Origin of the sequence: Methanofollis ethanolicus (genome assembly GCF_001571385.1) — an archaeon.
Classification (GTDB): domain Archaea; phylum Halobacteriota; class Methanomicrobia; order Methanomicrobiales; family Methanofollaceae; genus Methanofollis; species Methanofollis ethanolicus.
Map to the genome: position 1 here is coordinate 1356664 of NZ_BCNW01000001.1, position 23588 is coordinate 1380251.

21 protein-coding genes and 1 tRNA gene are annotated in these 23588 nt (G+C 57.8%); 15 read left to right on the top strand and 7 right to left on the bottom strand.

The annotated features are described in order from the left end of the window. Positions 1 to 225: 225 nt before the first annotated feature. Entirely contained in the window at positions 226 to 780 is a 555-nt protein-coding gene (locus MEFOE_RS06700; RefSeq protein WP_067050052.1) for a TATA-box-binding protein, read from the bottom strand. Between the two features lie 241 nt (positions 781 to 1021). Between MEFOE_RS06700 and MEFOE_RS06705 the strand changes: the two genes are divergently transcribed. From MEFOE_RS06705 to speD, 12 genes are all read left to right on the top strand, one after another. Continuing rightward, positions 1022 to 1106: transfer RNA gene (locus tag MEFOE_RS06705), tRNA-Leu, on the top strand. A 139-nt stretch (positions 1107 to 1245) separates the two neighbouring features. Next, entirely contained in the window at positions 1246 to 2457 is a 1212-nt protein-coding gene (locus MEFOE_RS06710) for a glycosyltransferase family protein (protein ID WP_067050056.1), read from the top strand. Positions 2458 to 2466: 9 nt separating this feature from the next. After that, on the top strand, positions 2467 to 3273 hold the full coding sequence (mpgP, locus tag MEFOE_RS06715; RefSeq protein ID WP_067050058.1) for a mannosyl-3-phosphoglycerate phosphatase: 807 nt from the start codon (positions 2467 to 2469) through the stop codon (positions 3271 to 3273). Between the two features lie 42 nt (positions 3274 to 3315). Next, positions 3316 to 3798: a hypothetical protein gene (locus MEFOE_RS06720; protein ID WP_067050061.1), complete on the top strand. Its 483-nt coding sequence runs from the start codon at positions 3316 to 3318 to the stop codon at positions 3796 to 3798. 9 nt (positions 3799 to 3807) lie between these two features. Then, a complete protein-coding gene (locus MEFOE_RS06725) occupies positions 3808 to 5025 on the top strand; it encodes a glycoside hydrolase family 15 protein (protein ID WP_067050064.1) in 1218 nt (405 codons plus the stop codon). Positions 5026 to 5465: 440 nt separating this feature from the next. Next, positions 5466 to 7700, top strand: a complete 2235-nt coding sequence (locus MEFOE_RS06730) for an efflux RND transporter permease subunit (protein ID WP_067053072.1) — start codon at positions 5466 to 5468, stop codon at positions 7698 to 7700. 156 nt (positions 7701 to 7856) lie between these two features. Then, positions 7857 to 8279: a HAMP domain-containing protein gene (locus MEFOE_RS06735; protein ID WP_067050068.1), complete on the top strand. Its 423-nt coding sequence runs from the start codon at positions 7857 to 7859 to the stop codon at positions 8277 to 8279. Between the two features lie 9 nt (positions 8280 to 8288). Further along, positions 8289 to 8453, top strand: a complete 165-nt coding sequence (locus MEFOE_RS13975; protein ID WP_160329499.1) for a hypothetical protein — start codon at positions 8289 to 8291, stop codon at positions 8451 to 8453. A 159-nt stretch (positions 8454 to 8612) separates the two neighbouring features. Next, positions 8613 to 8819 carry a roadblock/LC7 domain-containing protein gene (locus tag MEFOE_RS06740; RefSeq protein ID WP_067050072.1) on the top strand — a complete coding sequence of 69 codons (207 nt, stop codon included), beginning with the start codon at positions 8613 to 8615 and terminating at the stop codon, positions 8817 to 8819. Beyond that, the gene (locus tag MEFOE_RS06745) at positions 8816 to 9502 is read left to right on the top strand and encodes a hypothetical protein (RefSeq protein ID WP_067050075.1); all 687 of its coding nucleotides are present in this window, start codon (positions 8816 to 8818) and stop codon (positions 9500 to 9502) included. Before MEFOE_RS06740 ends, MEFOE_RS06745 begins: the two co-directional genes overlap by 4 nt. A gap of 32 nt (positions 9503 to 9534) precedes the next feature. Then, complete coding sequence (locus MEFOE_RS06750; RefSeq protein ID WP_067050077.1) at positions 9535 to 12375, top strand: M1 family metallopeptidase; 2841 nt, start codon at positions 9535 to 9537, stop codon at positions 12373 to 12375. A gap of 543 nt (positions 12376 to 12918) precedes the next feature. Beyond that, positions 12919 to 13347 (top strand): S-adenosylmethionine decarboxylase, encoded by a 429-nt coding sequence (gene speD / locus MEFOE_RS06755; RefSeq protein WP_153015996.1) that lies wholly within the window; start codon positions 12919 to 12921, stop codon positions 13345 to 13347. Between the two features lie 96 nt (positions 13348 to 13443). Here the strand turns inward: speD and MEFOE_RS06760 are convergent, their stop codons facing one another. Further along, on the bottom strand, positions 13444 to 14856 hold the full coding sequence (locus MEFOE_RS06760; RefSeq protein ID WP_067050080.1) for an aldehyde dehydrogenase family protein: 1413 nt from the start codon (positions 14854 to 14856) through the stop codon (positions 13444 to 13446). Positions 14857 to 14953: 97 nt separating this feature from the next. On the opposite strand from MEFOE_RS06760, the gene MEFOE_RS06765 reads away from it, so the two are divergent. Continuing rightward, a complete protein-coding gene (locus MEFOE_RS06765; RefSeq protein WP_067050083.1) occupies positions 14954 to 15667 on the top strand; it encodes a ribonuclease III family protein in 714 nt (237 codons plus the stop codon). A gap of 591 nt (positions 15668 to 16258) precedes the next feature. On the opposite strand, the gene MEFOE_RS06770 is transcribed toward MEFOE_RS06765, so the two are convergent. Beyond that, positions 16259 to 16807: a YIP1 family protein gene (locus tag MEFOE_RS06770; protein ID WP_160329500.1), complete on the bottom strand. Its 549-nt coding sequence runs from the start codon at positions 16805 to 16807 to the stop codon at positions 16259 to 16261. A 424-nt stretch (positions 16808 to 17231) separates the two neighbouring features. Further along, positions 17232 to 17546, bottom strand: a complete 315-nt coding sequence (locus MEFOE_RS06775) for a hypothetical protein (protein ID WP_067050090.1) — start codon at positions 17544 to 17546, stop codon at positions 17232 to 17234. A gap of 1143 nt (positions 17547 to 18689) precedes the next feature. On the opposite strand from MEFOE_RS06775, the gene MEFOE_RS06780 reads away from it, so the two are divergent. Next, positions 18690 to 19142 carry a peptidase gene (locus MEFOE_RS06780; protein WP_067050093.1) on the top strand — a complete coding sequence of 151 codons (453 nt, stop codon included), beginning with the start codon at positions 18690 to 18692 and terminating at the stop codon, positions 19140 to 19142. Between the two features lie 13 nt (positions 19143 to 19155). Beyond that, positions 19156 to 19923, top strand: a complete 768-nt coding sequence (locus tag MEFOE_RS13350; RefSeq protein WP_160329501.1) for a winged helix-turn-helix transcriptional regulator — start codon at positions 19156 to 19158, stop codon at positions 19921 to 19923. A gap of 249 nt (positions 19924 to 20172) precedes the next feature. On the opposite strand, the gene MEFOE_RS06790 is transcribed toward MEFOE_RS13350, so the two are convergent. Genes MEFOE_RS06790 through MEFOE_RS06800 form a run of 3 tightly spaced genes read right to left on the bottom strand, consistent with a single transcriptional unit; the run spans position 20173 to position 23573 of the window. Continuing rightward, on the bottom strand, positions 20173 to 20595 hold the full coding sequence (locus MEFOE_RS06790) for a hypothetical protein (RefSeq protein WP_067050099.1): 423 nt from the start codon (positions 20593 to 20595) through the stop codon (positions 20173 to 20175). Between the two features lie 16 nt (positions 20596 to 20611). Beyond that, positions 20612 to 21676, bottom strand: coding sequence for an MFS transporter (locus MEFOE_RS06795; protein WP_067050102.1), 1065 nt, complete (start codon positions 21674 to 21676; stop codon positions 20612 to 20614). A gap of 7 nt (positions 21677 to 21683) precedes the next feature. Then, positions 21684 to 23573, bottom strand: a complete 1890-nt coding sequence (locus MEFOE_RS06800) for a beta-CASP ribonuclease aCPSF1 (RefSeq protein WP_067050105.1) — start codon at positions 23571 to 23573, stop codon at positions 21684 to 21686. Positions 23574 to 23588: the final 15 nt, after the last annotated feature.

Genomic DNA, 23588 nt, shown 5'->3' on the forward strand with positions numbered 1-23588 from the left:
GAGAGATAGCGGCCGTGAGGTCTTCGAGCGGCAGCCCCCCCAGCCCAGGCACTTCTGAACAGAATTTTTCTCCCTATCGCTTCAGGAAGTACTTTCCCGCGAGGGTTTCTACAGGGCCGTTAAACCGGAAATTTACACGTTGCACGCGCCGGCGAGCATAACAGAACGGGAAATCATCCCGCCTGCGCCACTCAAAAAAGGAGAATTTTTACAGGGCCTATAAAATCACATTATGCTTTCGAGCTTCTGCTCGAGGAAGTCGAGGCCACGCTTGATGTCCTCGAGGTTCTTCCCGCCGGTGAGGATGATCTTGCCTGAGGAGAAGAGGAGAGCCACAATCTTCGGGTCCTTGATCCGGTAGACGAGGCCGGGGAACTGCTCGGGTTCGTACTCGATGTTCTCCAGGTTAAGGGTGATCACGACCTTGTTGAGGTTGATGTACCGTCCGATGTCGTACGAGCAGACGATATTGGTGATCCCGACCCTCGGTTCGTCGTAGGTGTCGACCCCTGCCTCCTTGAGGGACTGGACGATAATATTGAGGCCGTCGTAAAGATCCTGCTTGTTCCGGATCCCGGTAAGGACGACCTTGCCCGAGGAGAAGATCAGGGAGGCGATCTTCGGTTTTTCGATCCGGTAGACTGCGCCGGGGAAGCGCTTCGTGTTCAACTCGCAGTTCGGAACCTTTTTCGAGACCTCCCCGAGATCGATGGAATCGGCTATGACACCGGATGCAACAATATTTTCGATCTTCAGTGACTCGTACCTTGAATCATCCATTAATATATGTGTGCATCCGCCGGCACTATAATACTAACGGGAAATATTTATGATACAAAGCACCCTCCCGGCATTGGAGAAGAATTTGGCGGTTTTTTCGGCTGACAGGAGTCCGTATCCATACCCTCATGTCCCTTCCTGCGAGGCCCCGCCTATCACCCCTCATCTTGCCTTTGTGAGGCGGCCGGGAGGCAGGGGCAAGGCATATCTTTATTTCAGTTGAGTGAGAACAGTTATTAGCGCGAGGGTAGCCAAGCCAGGTCAAAGGCGTTAGGTTCAGGGCCTAATTGCGCAGGCATTCGAGGGTTCGAATCCCTTCCCTCGCATTCGTTTTTATCGCCTTTCATGGTGTTTGATTGCCTTATCCTGTTCTGTCTTTTCAATTCAGTCGTCCATGTCCTGCCACAGGGGGTGGGTATAAATATAAAAGTCGTGATATATGCGCCTGCTCGGAGGGGGTTTTCGATGGATTTCGATCAGGGGCCGATCACGACGATCCATGATTTTGGGTATGAAAAGTCGAGAACCCTGAGGTTTCTCGAGGATCTCAAGGAGGAGAGGCCAATCAACCTGGTTTTGCCACTGGCCTACGGCGACCTCAGTCATGGCGCGTTGCCCGGCATCGTCGCCGAACTGAACAAGGCGACATTCCTGAACAATGTGCTGGTGGCGCTCTATGCCCGGTCAGAGGAGGAGTTCAGGTCGGCGACACACTTCTTCGACTTGCTGGAACTTCCTCACCGGGTTATGTGGTGCAACAGCCCGGGCATCGAAGCAATCATCGGTGACCTCGGGAAGGAAGGGATAGACCTCAGTCTTCAGGGCAAGGGGCGGGACACCTGGTTGGCCCTTGGCGCCGCATCGGTGGACGCCCATGCCGTCGTCATGCACGACGCCGACATCCTGAACTATTCCTGCGAGATCCCGATGAAACTCGCCTTCCCCCTGGTGGACCCTGACCTGGATTACTTCTTCAACAAGGGGTATTATGCCCGCCTGGGCGACGGCCGCGCCACCTTCTATGGGCGGGTGACGCGCCTCTTCCTCCACCCCCTGATCGATTCCCTCCAGGTAAAAACCGGTCATCAGTCCGATATCCTGCGGTACCTGCGTAGTTTCCGGTACCCTCTTGCCGGGGAGATCGCCCTCACCTCAGACCTGGCCCTGAACATCAGGATCCCCATGGACTGGGGGCTTGAGATCGGCACCCTCTACGAGGTGTACAGGTCGGTGGTGAAGAAACGGATCTGCCAGACCGACCTCGGCTATTATGACCACAAACACAAACTGATCGGCGCCAGCAGGACCGAGGGACTGCTGAAGATGGCCGGGGATATCCTGGTCACTCTCCTGCGGGCGATGACCGAAGTCGACGGCTACGAGATCTCGCCGGCTTTTCTCACCAGCCTCAGGGTGCTGTATAAGAGGACGGCGCAGGACCGCTTGCGGCAGTACCACACCGATGCGATCTGCAACCAGATCCGGTACAACCGGCACGAAGAGGAGCATTACATCGACCGTTTCGAGAGGGTCATCGTGGAGGCCGGGAACGAGTATCTGGTCTCACCTGCACATGCGCAGATCCCTGACTGGCTCAGGGCCAGTTCGGCCATACCGCGGCTCAGGCACAAGTTGATCAGGACGATCATCGAGGATGAGCATATCATCAGGGAGTAGGGGCCGGAGATGGAGAGCATCTGCGTCATATTCACCGACCTGGACGGGACACTCCTGGACCACGATACCTATTCCTTTGCCGCCGCGGCCCCGGCACTCCGCCTCCTCTCCCTGAAGAGGTGCCCTCTTGTCATCTGCACGAGCAAGACGAGGGCCGAGATCGAGGTCGTCAGGGATAAACTGGGTGTTGCGGACCCGTTCATCAGCGAGAACGGGGGAGCGGTCTTCATCCCCCGCGGCTACTTCACCGTGCCTGTCGGCCGCACCCGCGAGACCGGTGACTACCTGGCGATCGAACTCGGCGCGCCCTATGATAATCTGCGGGCGGCCATCAGGGACATTCGGTCGAAGACCGGGTGCAAAGTCGTCGGGTTCGGGGACATGTCCGTCGAGGAGGTCGCCCGGGATGCGGGACTGGACCATGCATCGGCACGTCTGGCCAGGATGCGGGAGTACGACGAACCCTTCGTCGTCCCCGATCCCGCCTGTGTCGATAGAGTTCTTGCGGAGATCGAGGCCCGGGGTTTCAGGCACACGCGAGGCGGCCGGTACTTCCACCTGACCGGGGACAGTGACAAGGGCAGGGCTGTCTCTCTCCTTGCCGCTCTCTTCAGGGAGGAGTATGGGACGGTGACGACTGTCGGCCTTGGCGACAGCAGAAATGATCTTCCCATGCTTGCGGCGATGGACATTCCCATTCTGGTGCAGAAATCCGACGGTTCATACGAAAAAACTGGTCCGGAGGTGGTGCATGCCAACGGCGTCGGCCCTGAGGGCTGGAACCGGGCGGTCGTAAAGATACTGAAAAAAATATAAAATCAATGCAATCCCTGATGGGATGCACCCCGGGGTATCGTGATGGATGTGAAACAGGTTCTGGTGACGTCGTTTCTTCTGGCAATTGTCGAGAGTGTCAGGTCGCAGGGGCCTGAAAAGACGATCGCCTGGATAGAAGCCATCGCCTCGGCGCTCGGTGAACGGGAGGGGGCAGGCCTTGAAGGGGACCCGATGGGCGGGGTGAACGTCCTCCATATCTGTCCGTTCTTCAGTGTTGTCCAGGAGTTCGTCGAGGAGTTCGGGGAAGAACCCGAGGAGTTCGGAATGCTCATCGAGATGCGGAGGAGCCTTGCAGTCTCCAACATCTTCTGTCTCTTTCACCACTGCCTGCGAGCGAAGCGTGCCGAGATGGCCGGCAAGAAGACCTCGCTCCACCTTGCAAGCGATGCCAATCCCGCTGGGGCGACCGTCTACAACGACGACGCCATCGTCAATGCAGGCCTCGAAAGAGCTGAAGTGGACGAGATGATGAAGAAGGTGGCCTGTATTTTCAAGTTCCAGTGATGGTGGCGTATGAATTTGCAGGAAGCCGGGAAGCTGTGCCAGTCGAGCATCGAGGTTATAAAGAAGAACCAGCATGCGAACGGTGGTTTTTATGCCAGCCCGCCTGGAACGCGCTATCCTTTCATCTACGTGCGGGACCACTCGATCGTCACGCTTGGGGCGTTGCGGGCCGGTCTTGTCGAGGAGAGCAGGAGGGCCCTGAGGTTCATTCTCTCGACCCAGAAGCCGACAGGCGAGTTCCCCCAGCGGTGCAATGTAGACGGCATGGACACCAGTTACAAGGAACTCCAGATCGACTGCAATGGTGTCGCCCTCTACACACTCGGCAAATATTCCGAACTCCACGGCTACGATATCGCCGAAGAGTTCTGGAAGAATGTGGTCGACGCTGTCACCTTCATCCTGCGGAACAAGAACGACGAGATCCACCTGGTCCACACGATCAACAGCATCCATGAGTACCCTGCCTACGAGCACGGGTTTGAGATCTATGCGAATTCGGCCTGCTGCGCCGGCATCCTCGAAGCGGTGAAGATGGGCCAGCACCTCGGGAAAGAGGTGGGGGACTGGGCGCGGCAGGCCGAGTTGATCAAGCAGAGCATCCTCCGGTGCCTGTACAGCGCGAGGAGGCGCACCTTTGTCAAGGCGATCCGGATCAAGGAGAAGGGGAGCAAGCCCCTTGGCTACGACCCCTTTGCCTCGGTGATCTTTGAGCCTGATGTGGCCGAGTACGCACCGGCCTATTTCGGGCTGCTGAAAAACCGTGACCTGCGGGTGATCAACACGGTCAGGAGGCTGGACGCCGCCCTCTGGGACCGCGAGCTGGGCGGCCTCAACCGTTACCCCGAGTCATGGGACCGCAACAACGGCGGTTACGGCCCCTGGCCGCACTTCACCTGCCAGCTGGCGCGCCACTTTATCCATATCGGCGACTATGACCGGGCCGAGGTGTACCTCGGCTGGGTCCTGGACATCGCCCACGAGTACATGTTTCCCGAGCACATCTCCACCATCGCACGCTTTGAAGAGTGGGTCGACCTCTTCCGTTCTTCAGGCATCCTGCGGGACGACAAGATGGTGATGATCGACGGGATCAAGGGCCACCCGAAGTGGTCGGAGGGTTTCGCCTATGTGGTCTACCCCCTCATCTGGCCCCATGCCGAGTATATCATGGCCTACAAGGATTACGAGGAATTTTTCCTGAAACGCGGGATGCAGTGGAGTTGAGGAACGCTTGCATCGGCTTTGAAGGACCGCTCAAGATCAGATCGATGTCTCTTCCTTGATATCACAGAGGGATGTGCGGATCCGCCGCCTTCCCCACACTCTCCGCCGGGGGACTACTCGAAGACCTTCGGTCCATGACAAATCTCTGATTTTCCGTTGACCGTGGATTTTCGAGCGATGCCCCCCGGAGAAGGACGGCGACCACCTGCCTTCCCCGAGGAGTGGACCGGGGGCAAGTCCCCGGACTATTCTGGTGACCGGGTATCTCCCGGCACAGGCACCAGAACGGGAATTCTCCCTGACCTTTCCATCCTCTCCTCCTGTACGTATTAGAGGGTGAAGGAGGTTCCTGTGTTCTCCGCCATACATTGTTGTCTTGATCGCAACAAATGGTATATCTGTACTCCGGGACAATATCTGAGCATGACGGAGGTTTCGGTGTGAAATCGCCCTATCAGAGTATTGCGAATATGATTGTCAGGCATCCTGCCATTGTCGCCGGTCTCTTCGTCGCGGTCCTGCTCCTTGCTTTCTACGGCACGGGCATCGTCTCGATGGAGACCGGGTCAGATACCTATCTGGACAAGACCACCCCCCGCGGGATGCTTTTCGACAAATATTCCGATGCGTTCATGTCGGACAAAATCATGCTCCTCTTCGAGGCCGACAATGTCCTCAATCCAGACGTGCTCGCCTATATGGACAGGGTCCAGACAGACATCGCTGGCGAGCGTTATGTCGACTCGACGACGAGCATCGTCGATGTGGTCAAACAGGTGAACGGCGGCGCCCTGCCGACGTCTGCCGCAGAGGTGCAGAGGGCTAAGGCCCTTGTCCCGCCCGAGATGTTGGAGCGCTATCTCCCCTCGAATATGATGACCATCGGGATCGTCACCCTCGAACCGGGTGTCTCTTCGGATGTCAGGGAAAGCGTGCTCAATTCCATCTCGTCGACCGTTTCAATCTCCAATCCCCCGCCGGGCGTCAAGGTGAAACTCAGCGGAGACCCGGCCTTTGCCAAGCAGATGAAAGAGGAGATGGGCGCCTCGATGGGCGTCCTCATCGGGGCCGCGATGCTCCTCATGGTCCTTGCCGTCGGCCTCCTCTTCTCCCATGTCAGGTACCGCCTCCTCCCGGTGGCGGTCGTGGCCACCGGCCTCATTCTCACCTTCGGGCTGATGGGGATCGCCGGGATCCACATCAACATGGCGACCATCGGTGCCTTTCCCGTGCTCATCGGGATCGGGATCGACTATGCGATCCAGTTCCACTCTCGCTTCGAGGAGGAGCGGCGCCGCGCCTCGATCGACGAGTCAGTGATCACGACGATCACGAAGACCGGCCCGTCCGTCCTCTATGCGATGCTCGCCACCTCCATGGGCTTTATCGCGATGGGGATCTCGCCTGTTCCCATGGTGCGGAGTTTTGGGATGGTCTGCGTCATCGGTGTGGTGATGTGCTATCTTGCCGCCCTCATCGCTGTCCCGACCTTTGGCGTTCTGGTGAAGTACAGGCCGAAGAAGGAGGATAGTGCCGCCAAAGGCGGGGCGACCGAGAGATACAACCAGTTCCTCGGCAACCTCGCCGTGAAGATCGCAAAGAATCCCATTCCTATCCTCCTCATTCTCGGTCTCGTCGCCGTCGTCGGCGTCGAGATGGACAACGAGATCAGGATCAGCACGGACGAACAGACTTTCGTCCCCTCGGACATGCCGGCTGTCGTGGACCTGAAAAAGATCACCCGAACCATGGGTTCGACCCAGACATTGCCGATCTATATCCGGGGTGATGGCGTCACCTCCCCCGAAAGCCTGCGATGGATGCAGGATTTCTCAGAGTATGAGGTGAAGGAAAATGCCAGGATCACCGGCGCCACAAGTATCGTCACCGAGATACTGCGGTACAATAATGACATGATGCCGCAGACCGATGCCGAGGCACGTGCCGTCCTCGACCGGATCCCCGAGGATACCAAGAGAAAATATCTTGCCGGGAACACGGAGGCGATTGTCCAGTTCTCCCTCACCAAGATGGAGATGGAACAGGCCAAGGACCTGATCACGACGATTCAGAGGGACATCACCTGGGATAAACCGCCTGTCGGAACTGTTGCCGAACCGACGGGCAGCCTGGAGTTGTTCTCATCCCTGATCGACGATATCGAAAAAGGGAAGACGCAGATGACAATCCTCGGCTTCGGGCTGATCCTGGCCTTCCTCTTCTTCGTATACCGGAAGATCGGGAAGGCCGTGTCGCCGCTGGTCCCGATCATCATGATCGTCGGCTGGAACGGGCTGATCATGTACGCTCTCGGGATCGACTACACTCCGCTGACGGCCTGCCTGGGCTCGATGACTATCGGCGTGGCCTCGGAGTACACCATCCTGATCATGGAGCGGTATTATGAGGAACGTGAGAAGGGGAGAGAGCTCTATGATGCGATCCAGCAGAGTGTCTCCCAGATAGGGACGGCGATCACCGTCTCCGGCATGACCACGGTCTTTGGCTTCTCGGCGCTCATCCTTTCGACCTTTAATATCATCCAGAACTTCGGCGTGGTCACCGTGATCACGGTGGGTTTCTCTCTCATCGGTGCGATCATCGTGATGCCTGCCGTGCTCTCCCTGATAGGGCGTTCGTCCCGTAATCCTGCATCTAAGGCCGCGAATGAGTAATCTCCCGTTTTCCTTTTTTCCTGAGCCGTATTTTTATCATTACGTCTTTTGATACCTGCTTACGTCGAGCAAATACTTATTAATTTATAATTTGGTAAAAAATGCATCAAACACAAAATCAAAATATTTAAATTTGGAGCACGTAAATATCTGAGTATGGAAGGTTCGATCAAGTCCGGCACGACGGGGCGGAGCATCACCCTCCAGATCCCGATCTTCTACAAACTCTTCGTGAGCATGCTCTTTGTGGCAGTGCTCCCGATCGCGCTCATCGGCCTCATTTCCATGGGCGACACCGAGGGTATCGTGGCAGCAATCGGCCTGCCTGCGACTGTCTTTCTCCTCACTCTCGTGACTCTCGGCCTTGTGGTGATGTGGAGTTTCTTCCTTGCAACAAGCATCACAAGTCCCATCACTCAGCTCTCCGAGGTGGCGAGGAGCGTCTCCATGGGCGACCTGCGGAACTCTGAGGTGAAGATCATGACCAACGACGAGATTGGCGAACTTGCCACCTCATTCAACAGGATGCTCAACTCGTACAAGATCCTTGACGCCCTCTCGCGTGAAGACGGCAAATGAGTGGAGGTTATGCCGCTCTGCGACATCGCCGCTCTGGCGTCGAAGGAGAGATCCGGTTATTTTGCCGGGTTCCTCCTCCCGGCACGGGCCCGTGCCCGTGTCCGGGCGATCGGTCAGACCCCCGACAAGGGGGTCGCCGGGTGGGTGAGGGAGAGGACCCTTTCCCCGGAATAATGAAGATGACTGGAGGGAGATACTCTGCTGATTAACTTTACCCTGAGCAAACTGCTCGTCGCCGGGGCCGTTGCCGCCTGCGTAGCGGGGCCTGACGGCGAAGTTCTCGGCGAGGCCGGGACTGCCGACTGGGAAACAGCGGCATCTCTTGTCCCCACGGTGCGGGACGTCTGGGAACGCCTCTCCGCGGGGATCGGTGCCGACGGCTACGAAGACGCAATGCTCGAAGCGGACGGCGGGAACATCCTTGCCACGCCTCTCGGGAACGGTCCTGTGCTGATGGTGCTCCTTGAGCCCGGTGCGAATGCCGGGCGCGTCAGGTATGAGATGAAGAAGAACCGCGATCTTATCGAATCTGTGCTATGATCGACGATCTGCCTGAAGGAACCAGCCTTGGAACGATGCAAGCCCCCCTGTCCTGGGTTTACTCACATACGGTGCGTTTTCTCGGGGCGGTGAAGGTCGCCGTCAGGGACGGCAGGGGTTTTGTCCTGATCAGGAGGGGTGACGTGGTCGCGTACTTCTTCAGGTACGGCGGCATCACGCTGAGGGGAAATGCGGCGCGTGAATATCTCTCCTCCATGGAGGTTCTCGAACTGACTCTCTGCAAGTACGACGACGAGGAGTTCGCCGCCGCCGTCGCCTGGTGTCAGGCAGAGGACGTGCCTGTCCACGACGAAGAGAAAGAGGATACTTCGGCGGGTCTTTCCCGGAGCGAGGCGGCCGGAGTGCCGGTCTCCTCTCCCCTCTCTCGTGAGGAAGACGGCGTCCGCCTGGTGGCACGGTGCACCGAGGAGGAGATGACCATTCTTGCGGGCACCTGTCCGGAAGGGCTTGCATGTGCCGATATTGAGGCCTCTCTCTGGGAATCCGATTCCCTCCTCGGTTCCCTGGGCGCGGGCAGCCTCTCGTACTTCATCCTTGAGACGCCCGTCGGCCGTCTCTGTACCGTCCCCCATGGCGACAGTATCCTCTGTGTCCTGACAGACCGGGGAGTTCCCCTCGGCAGGGTCAGGTCCCTGGTGCAGGGTCTGCTGTCGGAACAGTAATCCCCTTTCCCGGCCCATCTTTTTTCGAGTCGATGACGCGTATTTTTACCTATTATCCTGAAGATTTCGGGGAACTGCCTGTCGAGGTCGTCCACATGGACCTCACCCTCTCTGTCTGTGACGATGTCACCGACGTCTCTTCGCGCCTGCATGTCCGTGTGCGCGACCGGCCGGTCAGCCGTCTTGACCTGAATGCCCGCGACCTTGAAGTCGTGGCGGCCTCATGCGAGGAGGCCGCGGCCGACATCACCTATGACCGGGACCGTCACGTCCTCGTCTTCTCCTTCGACGACCCTGTCGGACCCGGCGCCGACCTCCACCTCCTCACCCGGACCCGCTGCAGGCCGTCACGGACGCTCCTTGAAGGCCTGTACTACGACGAGACGCCGGCAGGTGCGCCGCCGACCCAGATCACACAGTGCCAGCAGTGGGGTTTCCAGAGACTTGTCCCCTGCTTCGACGACATGACGGCGAAGTGCACCTATACGACGACGATCATCGCCGACGAGCGCTATACAAATATCATCTCCAACGGGGACGCCCTATCCGGGAGGAAGCCGATGGGCGATGGCAGGAGCGTCATCACCTACGACAACACGACGACACCGATGGCGCCGTACCTCTTCTTCCTCGGCGTGGGGACGTACGCTACCTTCTCGCGCGACTTCGAGTATCCGGACGGCCGGACCTTCGCACTCGAACTGCTCGCGCCGCCGGGCGCCGACGCCGCGGCTGCCCGCGCCTCTCTGGAAGTGCTTGCCGACGGCGTTCTCTGGGTCTATCTCTTCACCGGCCCCGCCCAATACGGCCACACCGATCTCCGTGCCGATCTCTGGGCCCTCTGCCACGAACGCGACAGGGCGAAAGAGGACGGGGACGCCGGGCGGGTCTCGGCCCTCCGTGCCGACCTCGCCCGCAAGGTGCAAGATATCACGCCAGGTTACGCCTACACCGGCACGGTCTACCGCGAGATTGCGATGCAGAACTCCGACTACGGCGGCATGGAAAATGTCGGCAACACCACGATCACGGCCAACAGGATCATACCGTCCCGCCGGATCACAGACCGCGCCTACGAATACATGGTGCGGGTGAAGGTCCACGAGTATTACCACAACCTGAACGGTTCCGAGGTCACCGGCAGGAGCCCCTTCGAACTCTGGCTCAACGAGGCGGTGACTGTCCACGTGGAGAACGCGCACTTCGCCTTCCTCTTCGGTGAGGACTATGCCCGCCTCCAGAGCGTCGTCGACCTCGTCGACCCGGAGACCGGGATCTTTGCCCTCGACGCCGGGGCGGCCTCGATGCCGATCGAGCCCGACGGGTTCAACGACCCGAACGAACTGATCAACGGCGTCACCTATGTCAAGGCCCCCGAGTTCGTCAGGATGATCGAGACGGTCATGGGGAAGGAGGCCTTTGCCCGCGGCCTCGACCTCTATCACCGGCGGTTCGCCCACGGCAACGCGTCGAGGCAGGACTGGCTCGATGCGATGGAGGAGGTGGCAGGAAGGAGTTTTGCACGCATGGCCCATCTCTGGCTGAAGCAGACAGGCTATCCTACGGTGCGGATGGCGCACTCCTACGACCCCGCGTCCCGCACCTGCACCCTCACCCTCGACCAGGAGACGCCCGCGGGCGTGGAGCCCTGGGAGTTCCCGTGCGTGGTCGCCCTGATGGACAGGGGGGGCCGGGAGATCGCGGGGGCGACACACCTGGTCGCCGGCCGTCACGAGGAGGTCGTCTTTGCTGACGTGGAGAGGCCGGCCTTCGTCGCGGCAAACCGCGGCTATTCATTCTACGGGAAACTGATTGACGATGCCACGCCGGAAGAACGTCATCTCCGGGCGAGGCATGACCCCGATATGATTGGAAGGTTCTGCGCATTCCAGAACCTTGCAGAGGCAGAGATGGTCGGACTCCTCGACGACCCCGCTGCGGTCCCCTCGCCTGCTTTCTCTGACCTCTATGCCGACCTCCTCTCCGACGACGCCCTGATGGCCGCGGTCGGCGGGGAGTTCCTGACCATCTTCGAGTCGGTCGACGACCCCCGTTATGCACACCGCTACACCGCCCTCCACGAGGCCCGGCGGCGTCTCCAGAGGGGCATCGCCTCCCGGCACGAAGAGGCCCTCCGTCTCCTGTACCTCCGATACGCCGGGGCGCCTGCCGACCGGAGTCCGGCCGTGGTCAAGGCGCGGCAGGTGAAGAATGTGGTCCTCGGCCTCCTCGCCCCCCTCGACACCCCGGCGGTGCACGCCCTGATCAGGGAACAGTTTGAGAGGGCCTCCTGCACCACCGACCGTCTTGCCGCCTTTGCAGCCTATATGGACTCGTCGGCGCCCGACCGGATGGCCGTGCTCGATATCTTCGAGGAAGAATCCCGGGCCGACCTGGTCTCCTGGGAAATGTTCCTTGCCGTCGTCGCCGGCGTCACGGCGCCCGAATGTATCGACCTTGTGCGGCGGGTAGAGGCGTCGCCGTCCTTCAGGATCGAGCAGAGCAATGACCAGAGGGCGCTCTACGGGAGGTTCGTCCGCAACAGGATGGTCTCCCTGGAGACCCCGGCAGGGAGGGAGTATCTTGCCCGGGTGCTTGGACGTCTTGCCGGGATCAACGAGTACAACACGGTCAGCGCCCTGGAGGTCTTCGGCGCCCTTGACAGGATGGAAGAGGAGCACCAGGCCCCCCTTGTCGCCGTCCTTCTCGGGGTCATGCGTTCGGTCGATCCTGCCGTCCGCCCGAGTGTCTATAACACCGTCCGCCGTCTTCTTGACGGTGCGCCGCGGGCCGTGGCGCGGTATGTGGCCGCGTTCGGTTCCGCCCCCGAACTGGATGCCCTGCCGCACCGGCAGGTAGCAAATGAACGATAATGTTCATCGATGAACACATTATTTTCAATTTATTTTTCATACTGAATTCATGGGTATGTGGACGTTTTTCCATTTGCCTGATACAATGAAGGAATGGCCATACAATCTCTGATAATTCTTTCTGGAAACTTAAAATTTCAAATTAAAATAGAATTGGCTTATTTTAGCCAAATTAAACCCTTCAAATCCTTTTTTCCATGAGTCTGATGGTGCCGAATGTAAATCTGGCCATTTATAGAGCGCAAAACCAATCGGGGCCATGGGCGTGCCCTGCTGTGTACAGGAGGATCAAACGCGGCGTAAATCCGGGGTAGATCGGTTTCGGCATAATATTGTCATCTATTCCAGAAATCCCTCATTATTGGTCATTAATTCTCATTTTATTCTCTAATCTGCCCGTTTTATCTCATTCCCTGTGGGGTATCTGGATAGATATTTTTAAATCTTCAATTGATGTTGTTATTACATCATAGCCTCCAGGGAACTCTCCCGGAGGGGATCGTGATGAATATGACCGCAACCGAGATTCACAACCAGAATGACATGCTCACCCTGAACGAGACCACGAACTACTGGGATACTCTCTCAGACGACGAGATCATCAAGAAGTTTAACGCTCAGGGATCCTGGGGTCTGTACACGAGTGTCGACCTGAAGAACTGCAACCCGGCCACCATCAGAGACGCCGACAAGATCAAGCAGTTCATCGTAGAACTCTGCGACCTCATCGACATGAAGCGTTTCGGCGAACCGACCGTCGTCCACTTCGGCCCGTGCGAGAAGGTCGCCGGCTATTCTATGATGCAGCTCATCGAGACCTCCCTTGTCTCCGGTCACTTTGCCAACGAGACCAACGCTGCCTATCTCGATATCTTCTCCTGCAAGGAATACGGCCCCAAGCAGATGGCTGAGTTCTGCAAGGCGTTTTTCGGCGCGGAGTCGATGACCACCCACGTGCTCTTCAGAGACTGAAGCGCACTCTCTTCCCTATTTCCTTCATCTTCCCACAAACCACGATTCCTCCCGACCTGAGTGGAGGGGAAGGGTTTCCGGCAGCGCCCTGCCCTTTTATGTCCTGATAAGGATCGATCTTTCCTCGGTGTACCTGTCCAGTGCGGCACGACCGTTTTCCCGCCCGATACCACTCCCCTTCGTCCCGCCGAAAGGAGCCTCAGGCGGGATCTTGAGGTGCTGGTTCACCCAGACGATGCCGGCCTCCAGGTCCCTGCAGCCCCGCTCGGCCCGCTCCAGGCTCTTTGTCCAGATCGATGCCCCGAGTCCGTACTTCGTGCTGTTCGCCTGCACAATCGCTTCGTCGAGGCTCTCCACCTCGACGACCGGGAGGACGGGCCCGAAGACTTCCTCGCGGAGGGGGAGGGCGTCGGGTGCAAGGCCTGTGACCACGGTCGGTTCGAAGAAGAAACCCTTTCCCGGCGGCACCTTCCCCCCGGTGAGGACCCGGCCCTCGCTCTCGATATCCTCGACCACCTTCCGCATCCGCTCCTGGCCGGGGGCATTGTTCAGCGGTCCCATCCTGACGCCGGCTTCCATCCCGTTCCCGACCCTGATCTCTTCTGTCTTCCTGGTGAGGAGGGCCCTGAACCTGTCGGCGACACTGGAGAAGACGAAGAGCCTCTTCACTGCCGTGCAGGTCTGCCCGCAGTTATAGAACCGGCCGGCGATCGCCCCTGCGGCCGCTGCTTCAAGGTCGGCGTCGTCGCAGACGATCATCGGGTCGCTCCCGCCGAGTTCCAGGGTGACATACTTCATCGTCTGCGCGGCGGCCTCGGCCACGTGCCTGCCCGTGCCGATCTCCCCGGTGAAGGAGACCTTTCTGACGCCGTGGTGGGTGACCAGCGCCTCGCCGAGGGTTTCCCCGGGACCGGTGACGATGTTGAGGGCTCCTGCCGGGAGACCTGCCCGGCAGAAGAGGTCGCCGATGGCGAGGGTCGTGAGAGGCGTGGTACTGGCTGGTTTGAGTACGACGGTATTGCCGGCAAGGAGGGCAGGCCCGATCTTCCAGCCCGCGATGATCACCGGCATGTTCCAGGGCACGATGCCGACGCAAACACCGAGAGGTCTTTTTTCGACGATGATCCGGCCGTACGCCTGTGTGTTCAGCGTCTCCCCCACGAGGGAGGAGGCAAGGCCGGCATAGTACTCCAGGATATGGGCAAAGCCCCGCACTTCGTCCTTTGCCTCGCGCAGGGGCTTGCCCTGTTCGGCGACAAGGGTCGCCGCCAGGGTGTCGACCTCGCCGCGCACCAGGCCCGCGGTGCGATAGAGCACCTTCCCCCTGTCGAGGGAGGTCGTGCCGGCCCATCCGGCGAGCGCCTCCCCTGCGGCCTCGACCGCGGCGCCTCCATCCTCAGGGCCGCCGAGGGGCACTCTCTCGATCGTTTCCCAGGTGGCAGGGTTCACGACGTCCATCGTCCTCTCTGATGACGCATCCACCCATGCGCCGCCGATAAGCATCTTCATAGTCACTGGAATCCTATTCTTTACAGAAGAATAGGTTTTTCCCTCCCGGCGGGTCGACCGCACCTGTACCCGTCGTCTTCTCCAGGGTGGTCTGCAGATGGAATGGACACGAAAACAGGACTTTCTCGCTTTTCTTGCACAACAACCGATCGGCATCACCGGAGTCACCGACGAGGCGCTTGCCTGCTACGACCGGGCCTTCACACACCGCTCGTACGCCCACGAGCACCCCTGCGGCCAGCTCCCCTGCCCCGACTATGAACGCATCGAGTTCCTCGGCGACCGCATCCTCAACTTCATCGTGGCCGAGTACCTCTTCTCCACCTTCAACTGCTCCGAGGGCGCCCTCTCGAAGAGGATGGAGGCGGTGAAAAACGAGCACCTCGGCACGATCGTGCCCGGCACCGGCATCGGGCTTGAGAGGCTGATCCTCCTTGGAACGGGCCAGGCCCTCACGACGTCGATCATCGCCGACGTCTTCGAGGCCTTCATCTGCGCCCTGTACCTCCACGTGGGGCTGGACAGGACGCGGGAGATCGTGCTCGGCCTTGTCGCCGACGACATCCTCCACTTCGACACCGGTGAGAACACCATCGGCAGACTCCAGGAGCGCGTCCAGAAAGACCACGCCGGCGACCTGCCCGAGTACCATGTCCTCGACCGCCGGGGCCCTGACCATGCCCCCACATTTGTCTGTGCGGTCACCGTCCCCGACCTCTTCTCGGCCCCGGGCACCGGCAGGAGCAAGGCCGAAGCGAAGAAGGCTGCTGCTGCTGCTGCTCTGGCGGTCCTTGAGGAGAGTGAGGGGTAGGGGGAGATTGGTTCCTGCGATACGGCGTTTTCGGAGCTGGAGTTCTCTTTTGGAGTGAGACACCGATCCGCCGCCTTCCCCATGCTGGTTGTCGGGGGACTGCTCGAAAGCCTGATGGCTTTCTCATGCTCCCTTCGGTCGCATCTCGAAGGTCTTCGACCCGCTGCACATCAAAGATGTGCGTGAACAGGAAAATCTTCGACCTTTTTGAACTCGCTGGCGCTCGCACAGCGAAAATCTTCGATTTTCTCGTTCCCCCGGCGGAGTGCCGATCTACTGCCTTCCCAAAACCCTTTGCCGGGGGACTGGCCTCGAAGACCCGATGATCTTCTCGACTCCCTCTGGTCGTTCCCCAGAACCATGCCCTTTTGTTCAAAAATGTGCGCGCAGAATCACTGCCATCCCCCCAATAGTGCTCGGGGCAAGCCCACAGGGCTCGCCTCCACTTCTCATACTACGTACCTGTCATCGTCGACAGGACTGATCGAAACGAGGCTGTATAGATGGGTCCCTCACGATGCTCCCACTCCTTGTGCCCGGTCTCTTTCGTTCAGTTTGACGAGGTGCAACATACGACAATGCTCTCGTCTTTCAGACCCATGTGACCTGCCAGATCGTCGGCCAGAAGGCCGTGAAGCCTGGGAGTATGGCGATTACAACCAGAAGAGCGAGGGGAATGCCGCAGGCGAGGAGGAGGACGGCGGCCGCCCGTGACGTCGAGAAGTGATGCAGTTCCCGCAGTCCCACGAAGAGGAGGACAAGAGACCACAGGAAACCGAGCAGGGCGAGACCGGGTATCCAGCCGAGAAGGGCCGTGGGGGTCAGGGCGACAAGGACGAGACTGAAGGTGCTCCCCATCCCCTCCCGCCCGCCGGAGGCGTAGACCCAGAGATGGAGCCAGAGAGCACCGAGCGGCACCAGCAGGAGGGATGCGACCACCGCCGCCACCTGAAGACCCGGCATCCGTCCGGTCGTCCAGAGAAGAAAGGTCAGGACGAGATTGAGGCCTATGATCAGGACGCCGTAACTGAGAATTGTCCTGTCAGTCTCCTCCCTTACATCCCTGAAGATTTTTGCCGGGCGGAGAAGCGCCCCCTTCATCAGGGAGAGATATTTTACTGGACTGTTTCCATCGTACATTTGTGGCATAATATCACCGAAAAAAAATAGTTGGAGATCATTCCTTCTATACAACCGTTACAACCTCAGATTGAGTTATCGTTGTTTCCTCGGCTGGGCTGTATCCCGGTGGAGCAGTGAAATAGTGGACTCCCTCGCAGAAATAATCTCCTGCTTCAGAGACAGTCATACTTTTTTCTGCTTTAAGGTTATAAACCCCATTTTCACCGACTGTTTCTGCGGAAAAGGCGACTAGTGTCCCTGTTCGACCATCGCTATCCATCTTATAATGTGCTGTTGTGATCTCCCCATAGGGCATCTTGAGATAAGGAGGAACCACAACCCAAGATTCAGAACGATAATCAAGTTTTCTTCCCGATGCTGAGAGATCCGAGATGTGACGAAGAATTACTGGAATGACAGCGCGCTCTCCTGCTTTGAGAAATTACGTTTCTTGTTCCCCTGTTTTCGCAGGATCAACCTCTGCGTGGACTTTGACATTGGTGTAATTAGGCCACACCACTTTTGTCGAATACAACGTTTCCTGTATATCCTCAGAGATGTCTGCCATCAGTTCAGGCTGAACATTTTCATAGAGTTCACCCAATGATATGTCCTGACCCTGAAGATCATTCAGGATCTGAAGTTGAGTTTCGTTCGCAGAGAATTCAAACGCTCCAACTACTGGTACAAAACTCAAAGTCATGAAAAGCAGTGTGACAAACGCAATACCTAGATCTTTTGTTCTTTTTTGTTTCATGATCTTCCCTCTTTTTGATCCATTTTCCCCGGGAGAGCGACGGACCGCAATGGCTATCCATGATGACACCCAACAACCCGATCGCCTCCTGGCAGATGTGAGGGTCGGGTTTCGCGTGCAGAACGAATATGCCCGGCCTCTCACGGGGCGCCGCACGCAGCGTCACCGATGGATACGTCGGCACTCTTCTTTAAATAATTTCTAGGACAATCACCGACTCATCAGGGCACAGGGAGGTTCTGGCCAGGAGAAAAAAGCATGATCCCGTATTATCATAGGCCAATGCTCCGACCATTCAGCCGGATGCCAATTGTGGGCAGAGAGCGCGCTTCATCATCAACAGGAACAGAGCATACACACATCGTAATTATACCTCTGGATGATTTTTGCAGCAATCATGAAGATGTCCACTCCGTCATACAATTCGAAAGTGCGTGCGAGTATCGCATTTTGGAGTGTTCAGTCCACTTTAGAATCCATAAAACCACGTAGACTCCTCTCAAAATCCAATCATATTGGATGATGAGCACTGCAGTACGAATATAAAAAAAAGTGAGAAACACGCAGTCTTTCAAGGCCTTCGAAGTACAACGAGGCGAGTGATCGTCGGCGAGGGCGAGAGTTAATAGATCCCGTTGTCTACATTGCAGGTCTGCCCGTAGGCACAATATACATGCTGATATGCGGGCCACTAGCACGCGGATCAAACCAGATCGGAAAGCATAATGAGGGTACTCAGGCTGAATCCGCATCAGATATCTCTTCAAAACCTTCGAAACGACTGATTTTTGCTCTCATCCTTATCGTCATCATGGTGCTGGCGATCTATCCTGTTCGCGTGTGCGCTCCACAGACAAAAGTTCTCTTTATTCCCCGGGCATACTGGTTCGGGGTAATTCTTGGCACCTCTTTAGGATGGATCATCATCTCGCCGAAGACTAGAGATAAAAAAGCAAAATGAAAAGATGAATGACGGTGTTGCTGCTGAATCCAGCATGAGTTGTGCGCTCACCTCGGGCATGCCACATGATAGCATTTATTGGCAAATTTATTCGTTTCTGAAGAGAGAAGTGAACAAGGAAAAAGTTTGATTCGGTGTTTGTCCCACAAAACTCATATGATGTAGGATTACAACTACCCATCATGGTATCAACAAGAAGTAGACCCATGGTTTTTGCCCTCCTGCTGGTCGTTGCCTTTCTGGCCGTACCTCCTGTGTCGGCAAAAGATGATGCCGGATACACTGTTTGCCCTTCTGTATTTGATGCTCCGGAGATGATTCAAAGACTGGCCGACACGATCGAACAGGGCGAAACCAACAGACATCAGTTTTATGTCGAGAGCGGAGCCGAGTGCCTTGAAGTGCACCTTAACTGGTACTCGACCTCCGAGTCTCTGGCCTTGACTCTATATGCCCCTTCATGGAGTGAGATTGGCACGTACCATGACAATGATGACGGGGTTAAAGATGGCAAGATTCATATTGACATTGTTCCAGATAGCAGTCATGTAGATCAGGGGATCTGGACTTTCGATGTATATGGTGATAGGGTATCATCCCAGAGAACATACAACCTCAATCTTTACCAGCACTAAGTCGGGTGGATTGTTGAGGATAATCGCACTATCGATCCTTTTTTTTGTGTTGCTGGTTCCGATTGCCAGTGCTTTGGGATATACGGTTCACCCCTCTCAAAATATTGGGAACGACCCTGGATCACCAATTTCAGGCGAGACTGTTCATGATATCGATCCGATCCCCCTGTGGCTCGCTCTACTCCTGTGCGTACTCCCGCAATTAACAGCGACTCCGATTGAGGCGCTTATCTCTCTGAAGGCTTCTCTATACCTGGGATATAGAAATGTATGTAAAAAGAATGCTCTCGACAACCCGGCAAGGCTTGAGATATTTCATTTCATCAAAGAAAATCCAGGGGTACATTTCAGGGAAATACTGAGAACTCTGTCTTTAGCGAGAGGAACGCTTGGATATCATATTCACATAATGGAAGAAGAGGGTTTGCTGAGAACAATACAGGGGAGAGGAAGGAAACACTATTTCACCGCCGGTTCTCCGTACCCGGTCGAAGAGGGAATCCTCATCACTGTCCTGAGAAATGATAGTCTGAGGAGGATTTTAACACACATCCGTGGAAATCAGGGTATACCTCTCGATGAAATCGCCGAGGGAGTGGATCTATCTAGAGCCACGGTTCATGCAGACCTCAAATATTTAGTCAAACTCGGTATTGTGAAAAAAGAAAAAAAGGGGAGATATATGCTGTATATCCTCCCTGAAAACTATTCTCATACATTGATGAAGTACGTGAACTGCTGTCCCGAACCGGTTCCGATCCCGGCCGAATATGAGGGATGAATCCTCGCCTTGAATGTGTAATCCCACCGCACACATGGGAAAAATTGCTCTGGAAAGTCACTCATAAAACAGTTTCCGGCACGATCTATAGGATAGAGCCGGGGAAGACAGAACAGGAGACCCAGAAAAAGGGATAACCATCCCGTCCCTATCCTGAAGGTGGAGGGTCAGGGGGGCTTGCCCCCGGCACGTACTCCAGAACAGGAATACTATGGGGTCTCTTCACACGCGATTTTTTTTCGGGCTCCTTCACCCCATAACCTCGGGGTCCTCGAAGGTGTCGAGTTCGTCGAGGAAGGGCATCAGGCCGGTCACATAGGGCGTGCCCGCGATCTCCCCCACCGCCACGACCTCGATCATGATCGGGAGTTCTTTGAGGCGGATGTCGAAGGAGTAAGGGTCGTACTCGCGGGCAAACTTCAGGAAGTCGTCGACGGAGACGAAGGGACGGTCGCTCTCGGGCACGTCCGCATACTCCTTCTCATCCGCTGCAAGGTCCCCCGCCTGTGCCATCTCCTCCTCGAAATAGACGACGGCACGGAAACCGTACCTGCGGCTGAGACGCTGGAGTTCGAGGATGTCGACCTGTACCCCGGTCGAGACTCCGATGGACGCAAATTTTTCATCGACACCCGACCCTTTCAGGTTTTCAAATGCATTCTTTTCTGTCATGGTAATCTCCGATTTTTCAGTGTGATACCGGGCACCTGCACCGCCCGATGGTGACGGCCATCACGGCCGAAAGGACGGCGGTGACGGCAAATGCCATCATAAATCCATGTATTTCCGAGACCACTCCCGCCATAAAGGGAAGGAGAGTCATCCCCGCATAACTCGATGCATTGAAGAGGCCCATCACCGCCCCCTGTCTCGCCTGGTCTGCCGCAAGGTAATTGATCTGGGCGATCATCACCACGCCGGCGGTCCCGCCGACGACCACGAACGCGAGCGGAGTGAGATAGGAGAAGGCGACCGCCGCGGCCATCACCACGGCCGACGCCCGTATCGTCGGGATCGGTGCCAGGTGGGCCCGTGACGCAGCGATGGAGGCGACGACCGTCGCCACGTTCATCATCCCCAGTTGCAGGCTCAGGGTTGCCGGCGTCTCGCCGGTGAAGTCCGGATAGATCGCCGTCACCGCCCCGGTCGCGCCGACAAGGACAATCGCCGAGACATACAGCCAGAAATAGTTCTTTCCGATCCCGACGAGCCCGCCATTTCTCCCTTCGGGAGCGCTCGCTTCTGCTATCAGGGCCGAGAACACGAGCGGCACCACCGTCGCCGCGGTGAAGACCGCAACCCCGCCCATGATCCCTGCCACGTCGCTGAGAAAGCCTGCCCCGAGAAGGCCGGAGACCAGACCGACATTCAGGGCGGCGATGAAGTTGCCGCTCATATGCTCGTGGTCGGGCTGGAGATTGATCCAGGACATCGCCGCGGGCACGAAGAGACCTGCACCGATCCCCTCGATGCCCCGTGCTGCAAGGAGGACCAGAGGGTCGGGGAAGGCAAGGATCGCCGCACCGCTCGCGAGTGTCAGGACAAGGCCGGCCCGTATCAGGGGCACCCGGCCCACCCTGTCGGAGAGGACTCCTGCCGGCAGGACCGTGAGAAAAGCCCCGAGAAAGTATGCGGAAAAAAGGGCGCCCTGCAAAGCCGGCCCATCGGCGAGGGCTGGCAGCACGGGCACGATCGCGTTCGAGAGCGCCATCACGACAAAGACGCCGAGCAGGAGGGGGAGGCGCTGCTTCATGCTGTCTTTATACCATGCGGTATGTTTCGAGGTTCAGGGGCGAACGCGTCTCGATGTGGAAACGCTTGTAGATCGAGCTTGCAAGGTCGATGGTGCTCCCCTCGTCCCCGTGGATCGTGAAGATCTTCTCGGGCCGCGGCTGGAGGTGCTGGATGAACCCCATCAACTGCTTCCGGTCGGAGTGACCGGAGAACCCGTCCACCGTGTCGATATCGAGCTTGAGGACCATCGTCTCGCGGTTGCCGATCGGGATCTCCCGCCAGCCCTTCTGGAGGCGCCGCCCGAAGGTACCGTCGGCCTGATAACCGACGAAAATGAGGGTGTTCCTCTCGTCGGGTGCGAGGGCGTACAGATACTCCATCACAGGGCCGCCATTGAGCATACCGCTCGTTGTGACGATCACGCAGGGGTCGCCGCCGATGACCTTCTCCCGCAGGTCGGACGAGTCCACCTGGATGAAGCAGTCGGCGAGGAAGGGGTTCATGCCGTCCCTGAAGATCTGGTTGCGGAGGTCGACGTTGAGATATTCGGGATAGGTGGTGTGGATCGCCGTTGCCTCCTTGATCATGCCGTCCAGGTAGACCTTCACCTTCGGGATCTTCTCCTTCCTCATCCCCTCTTCGAGGGCGAGCATGACCTCCTGCGACCTGCCGACAGCGAAGGCCGGGATGACAACCTTGCCGCCGCGGTTGATCGTCCTGGTGACGATCTCGTAGAGTTTGGCCTCGGCCACTTCACGCGGCGGCTGGAAATCGTTCGCGCCGCCGTAGGTGCTCTCCATGAAGAGCGCTTCGAGACGGGGGAAACTTGAGACCGCCGGTGAGAAGAGCCGGGTCTTCTGGTAGTTGAAGTCGCCGGTGAAGGCGATGTTGTACAGACCGTCGCCGATATGGAAGTGAGCGATGGCCGATCCCAGGATGTGGCCCGCGTTGTGGAAGGTGAGCTTGATGTCGGGTGCGATGTCGGTGACAGACCCGTAGTTGAGGGTGATCGAGTGCTTGATGTACTCCTTCACCTCATTGGAAGTGTACGGCTGCCTCCCTGCATCCTTTTTGACCACGTCGAGGTAGTCGAGCTGGAGCATGGTGGCAAGGTCACGCGTCGGCGGGGTCGAGTACACCGGGCCGTCGTAGCCATACTTGAAGAGCAGGGGCACGAGGGCGCAGTGGTCGAGGTGGGCGTGGGTGAGGACCACGGCGTCGAGAGAGGTCAGCGGAGAGATCTCCGGGACATAGAGGTACGGCGTGCTCGTGGCGCTTCCCGGCTTTTCGCCGCAGTCGATGAGCACCTTGCTCTCCGGCGTCGTGAGGAGGAAGGCCGCACGACCGACTTCCCGGCAGCACCCGAGGGTCGTCACCCTGACCCACTGGTCCTTTGCAATCACGTCGCGGTGGATCCGGCGTCCGATGGTCCGGAGGAATGTCTTCCTCTCGTCCTTGACCGACCTGAGGAACTGGCGGACCTGCTTGACGCTCGAACTCTCGATCGGGGGGGTGCGGACCACTTTCGGCGTCCAGCAGGTGTTCTTGGTGATATCGCGGAGGGTCGCCCCGTTCTTGCCGATGACGACACCGGGCTTTTCTGCTTCGATGAGCACCTCGCCGGTGTCGGGGTCGAAAAAGATATCTGATATTCCGGCATTGTCCGGCACGACCGCCTTGATCTTCGTGGCCGCCGTCTCCGGGTCTTCAAGGATGTTCGGCCGCACGACGATACGCTTGCGAAGGTCCCGTGCCAGGACCTTGATCAGGTCCTCCTGGTCGGCGAATTTCTTCGGATCATCGGTATAGATGACCAGTTCCGGGCCTTCGAATTCGACGTCAGAGATGGTGATCCCCGCGGGGACCTTGGTATTGATCTTATCTCTGAGTTCCTTGAGTCTGTCCTCTATGAGCATTAATATCGTCCTAAA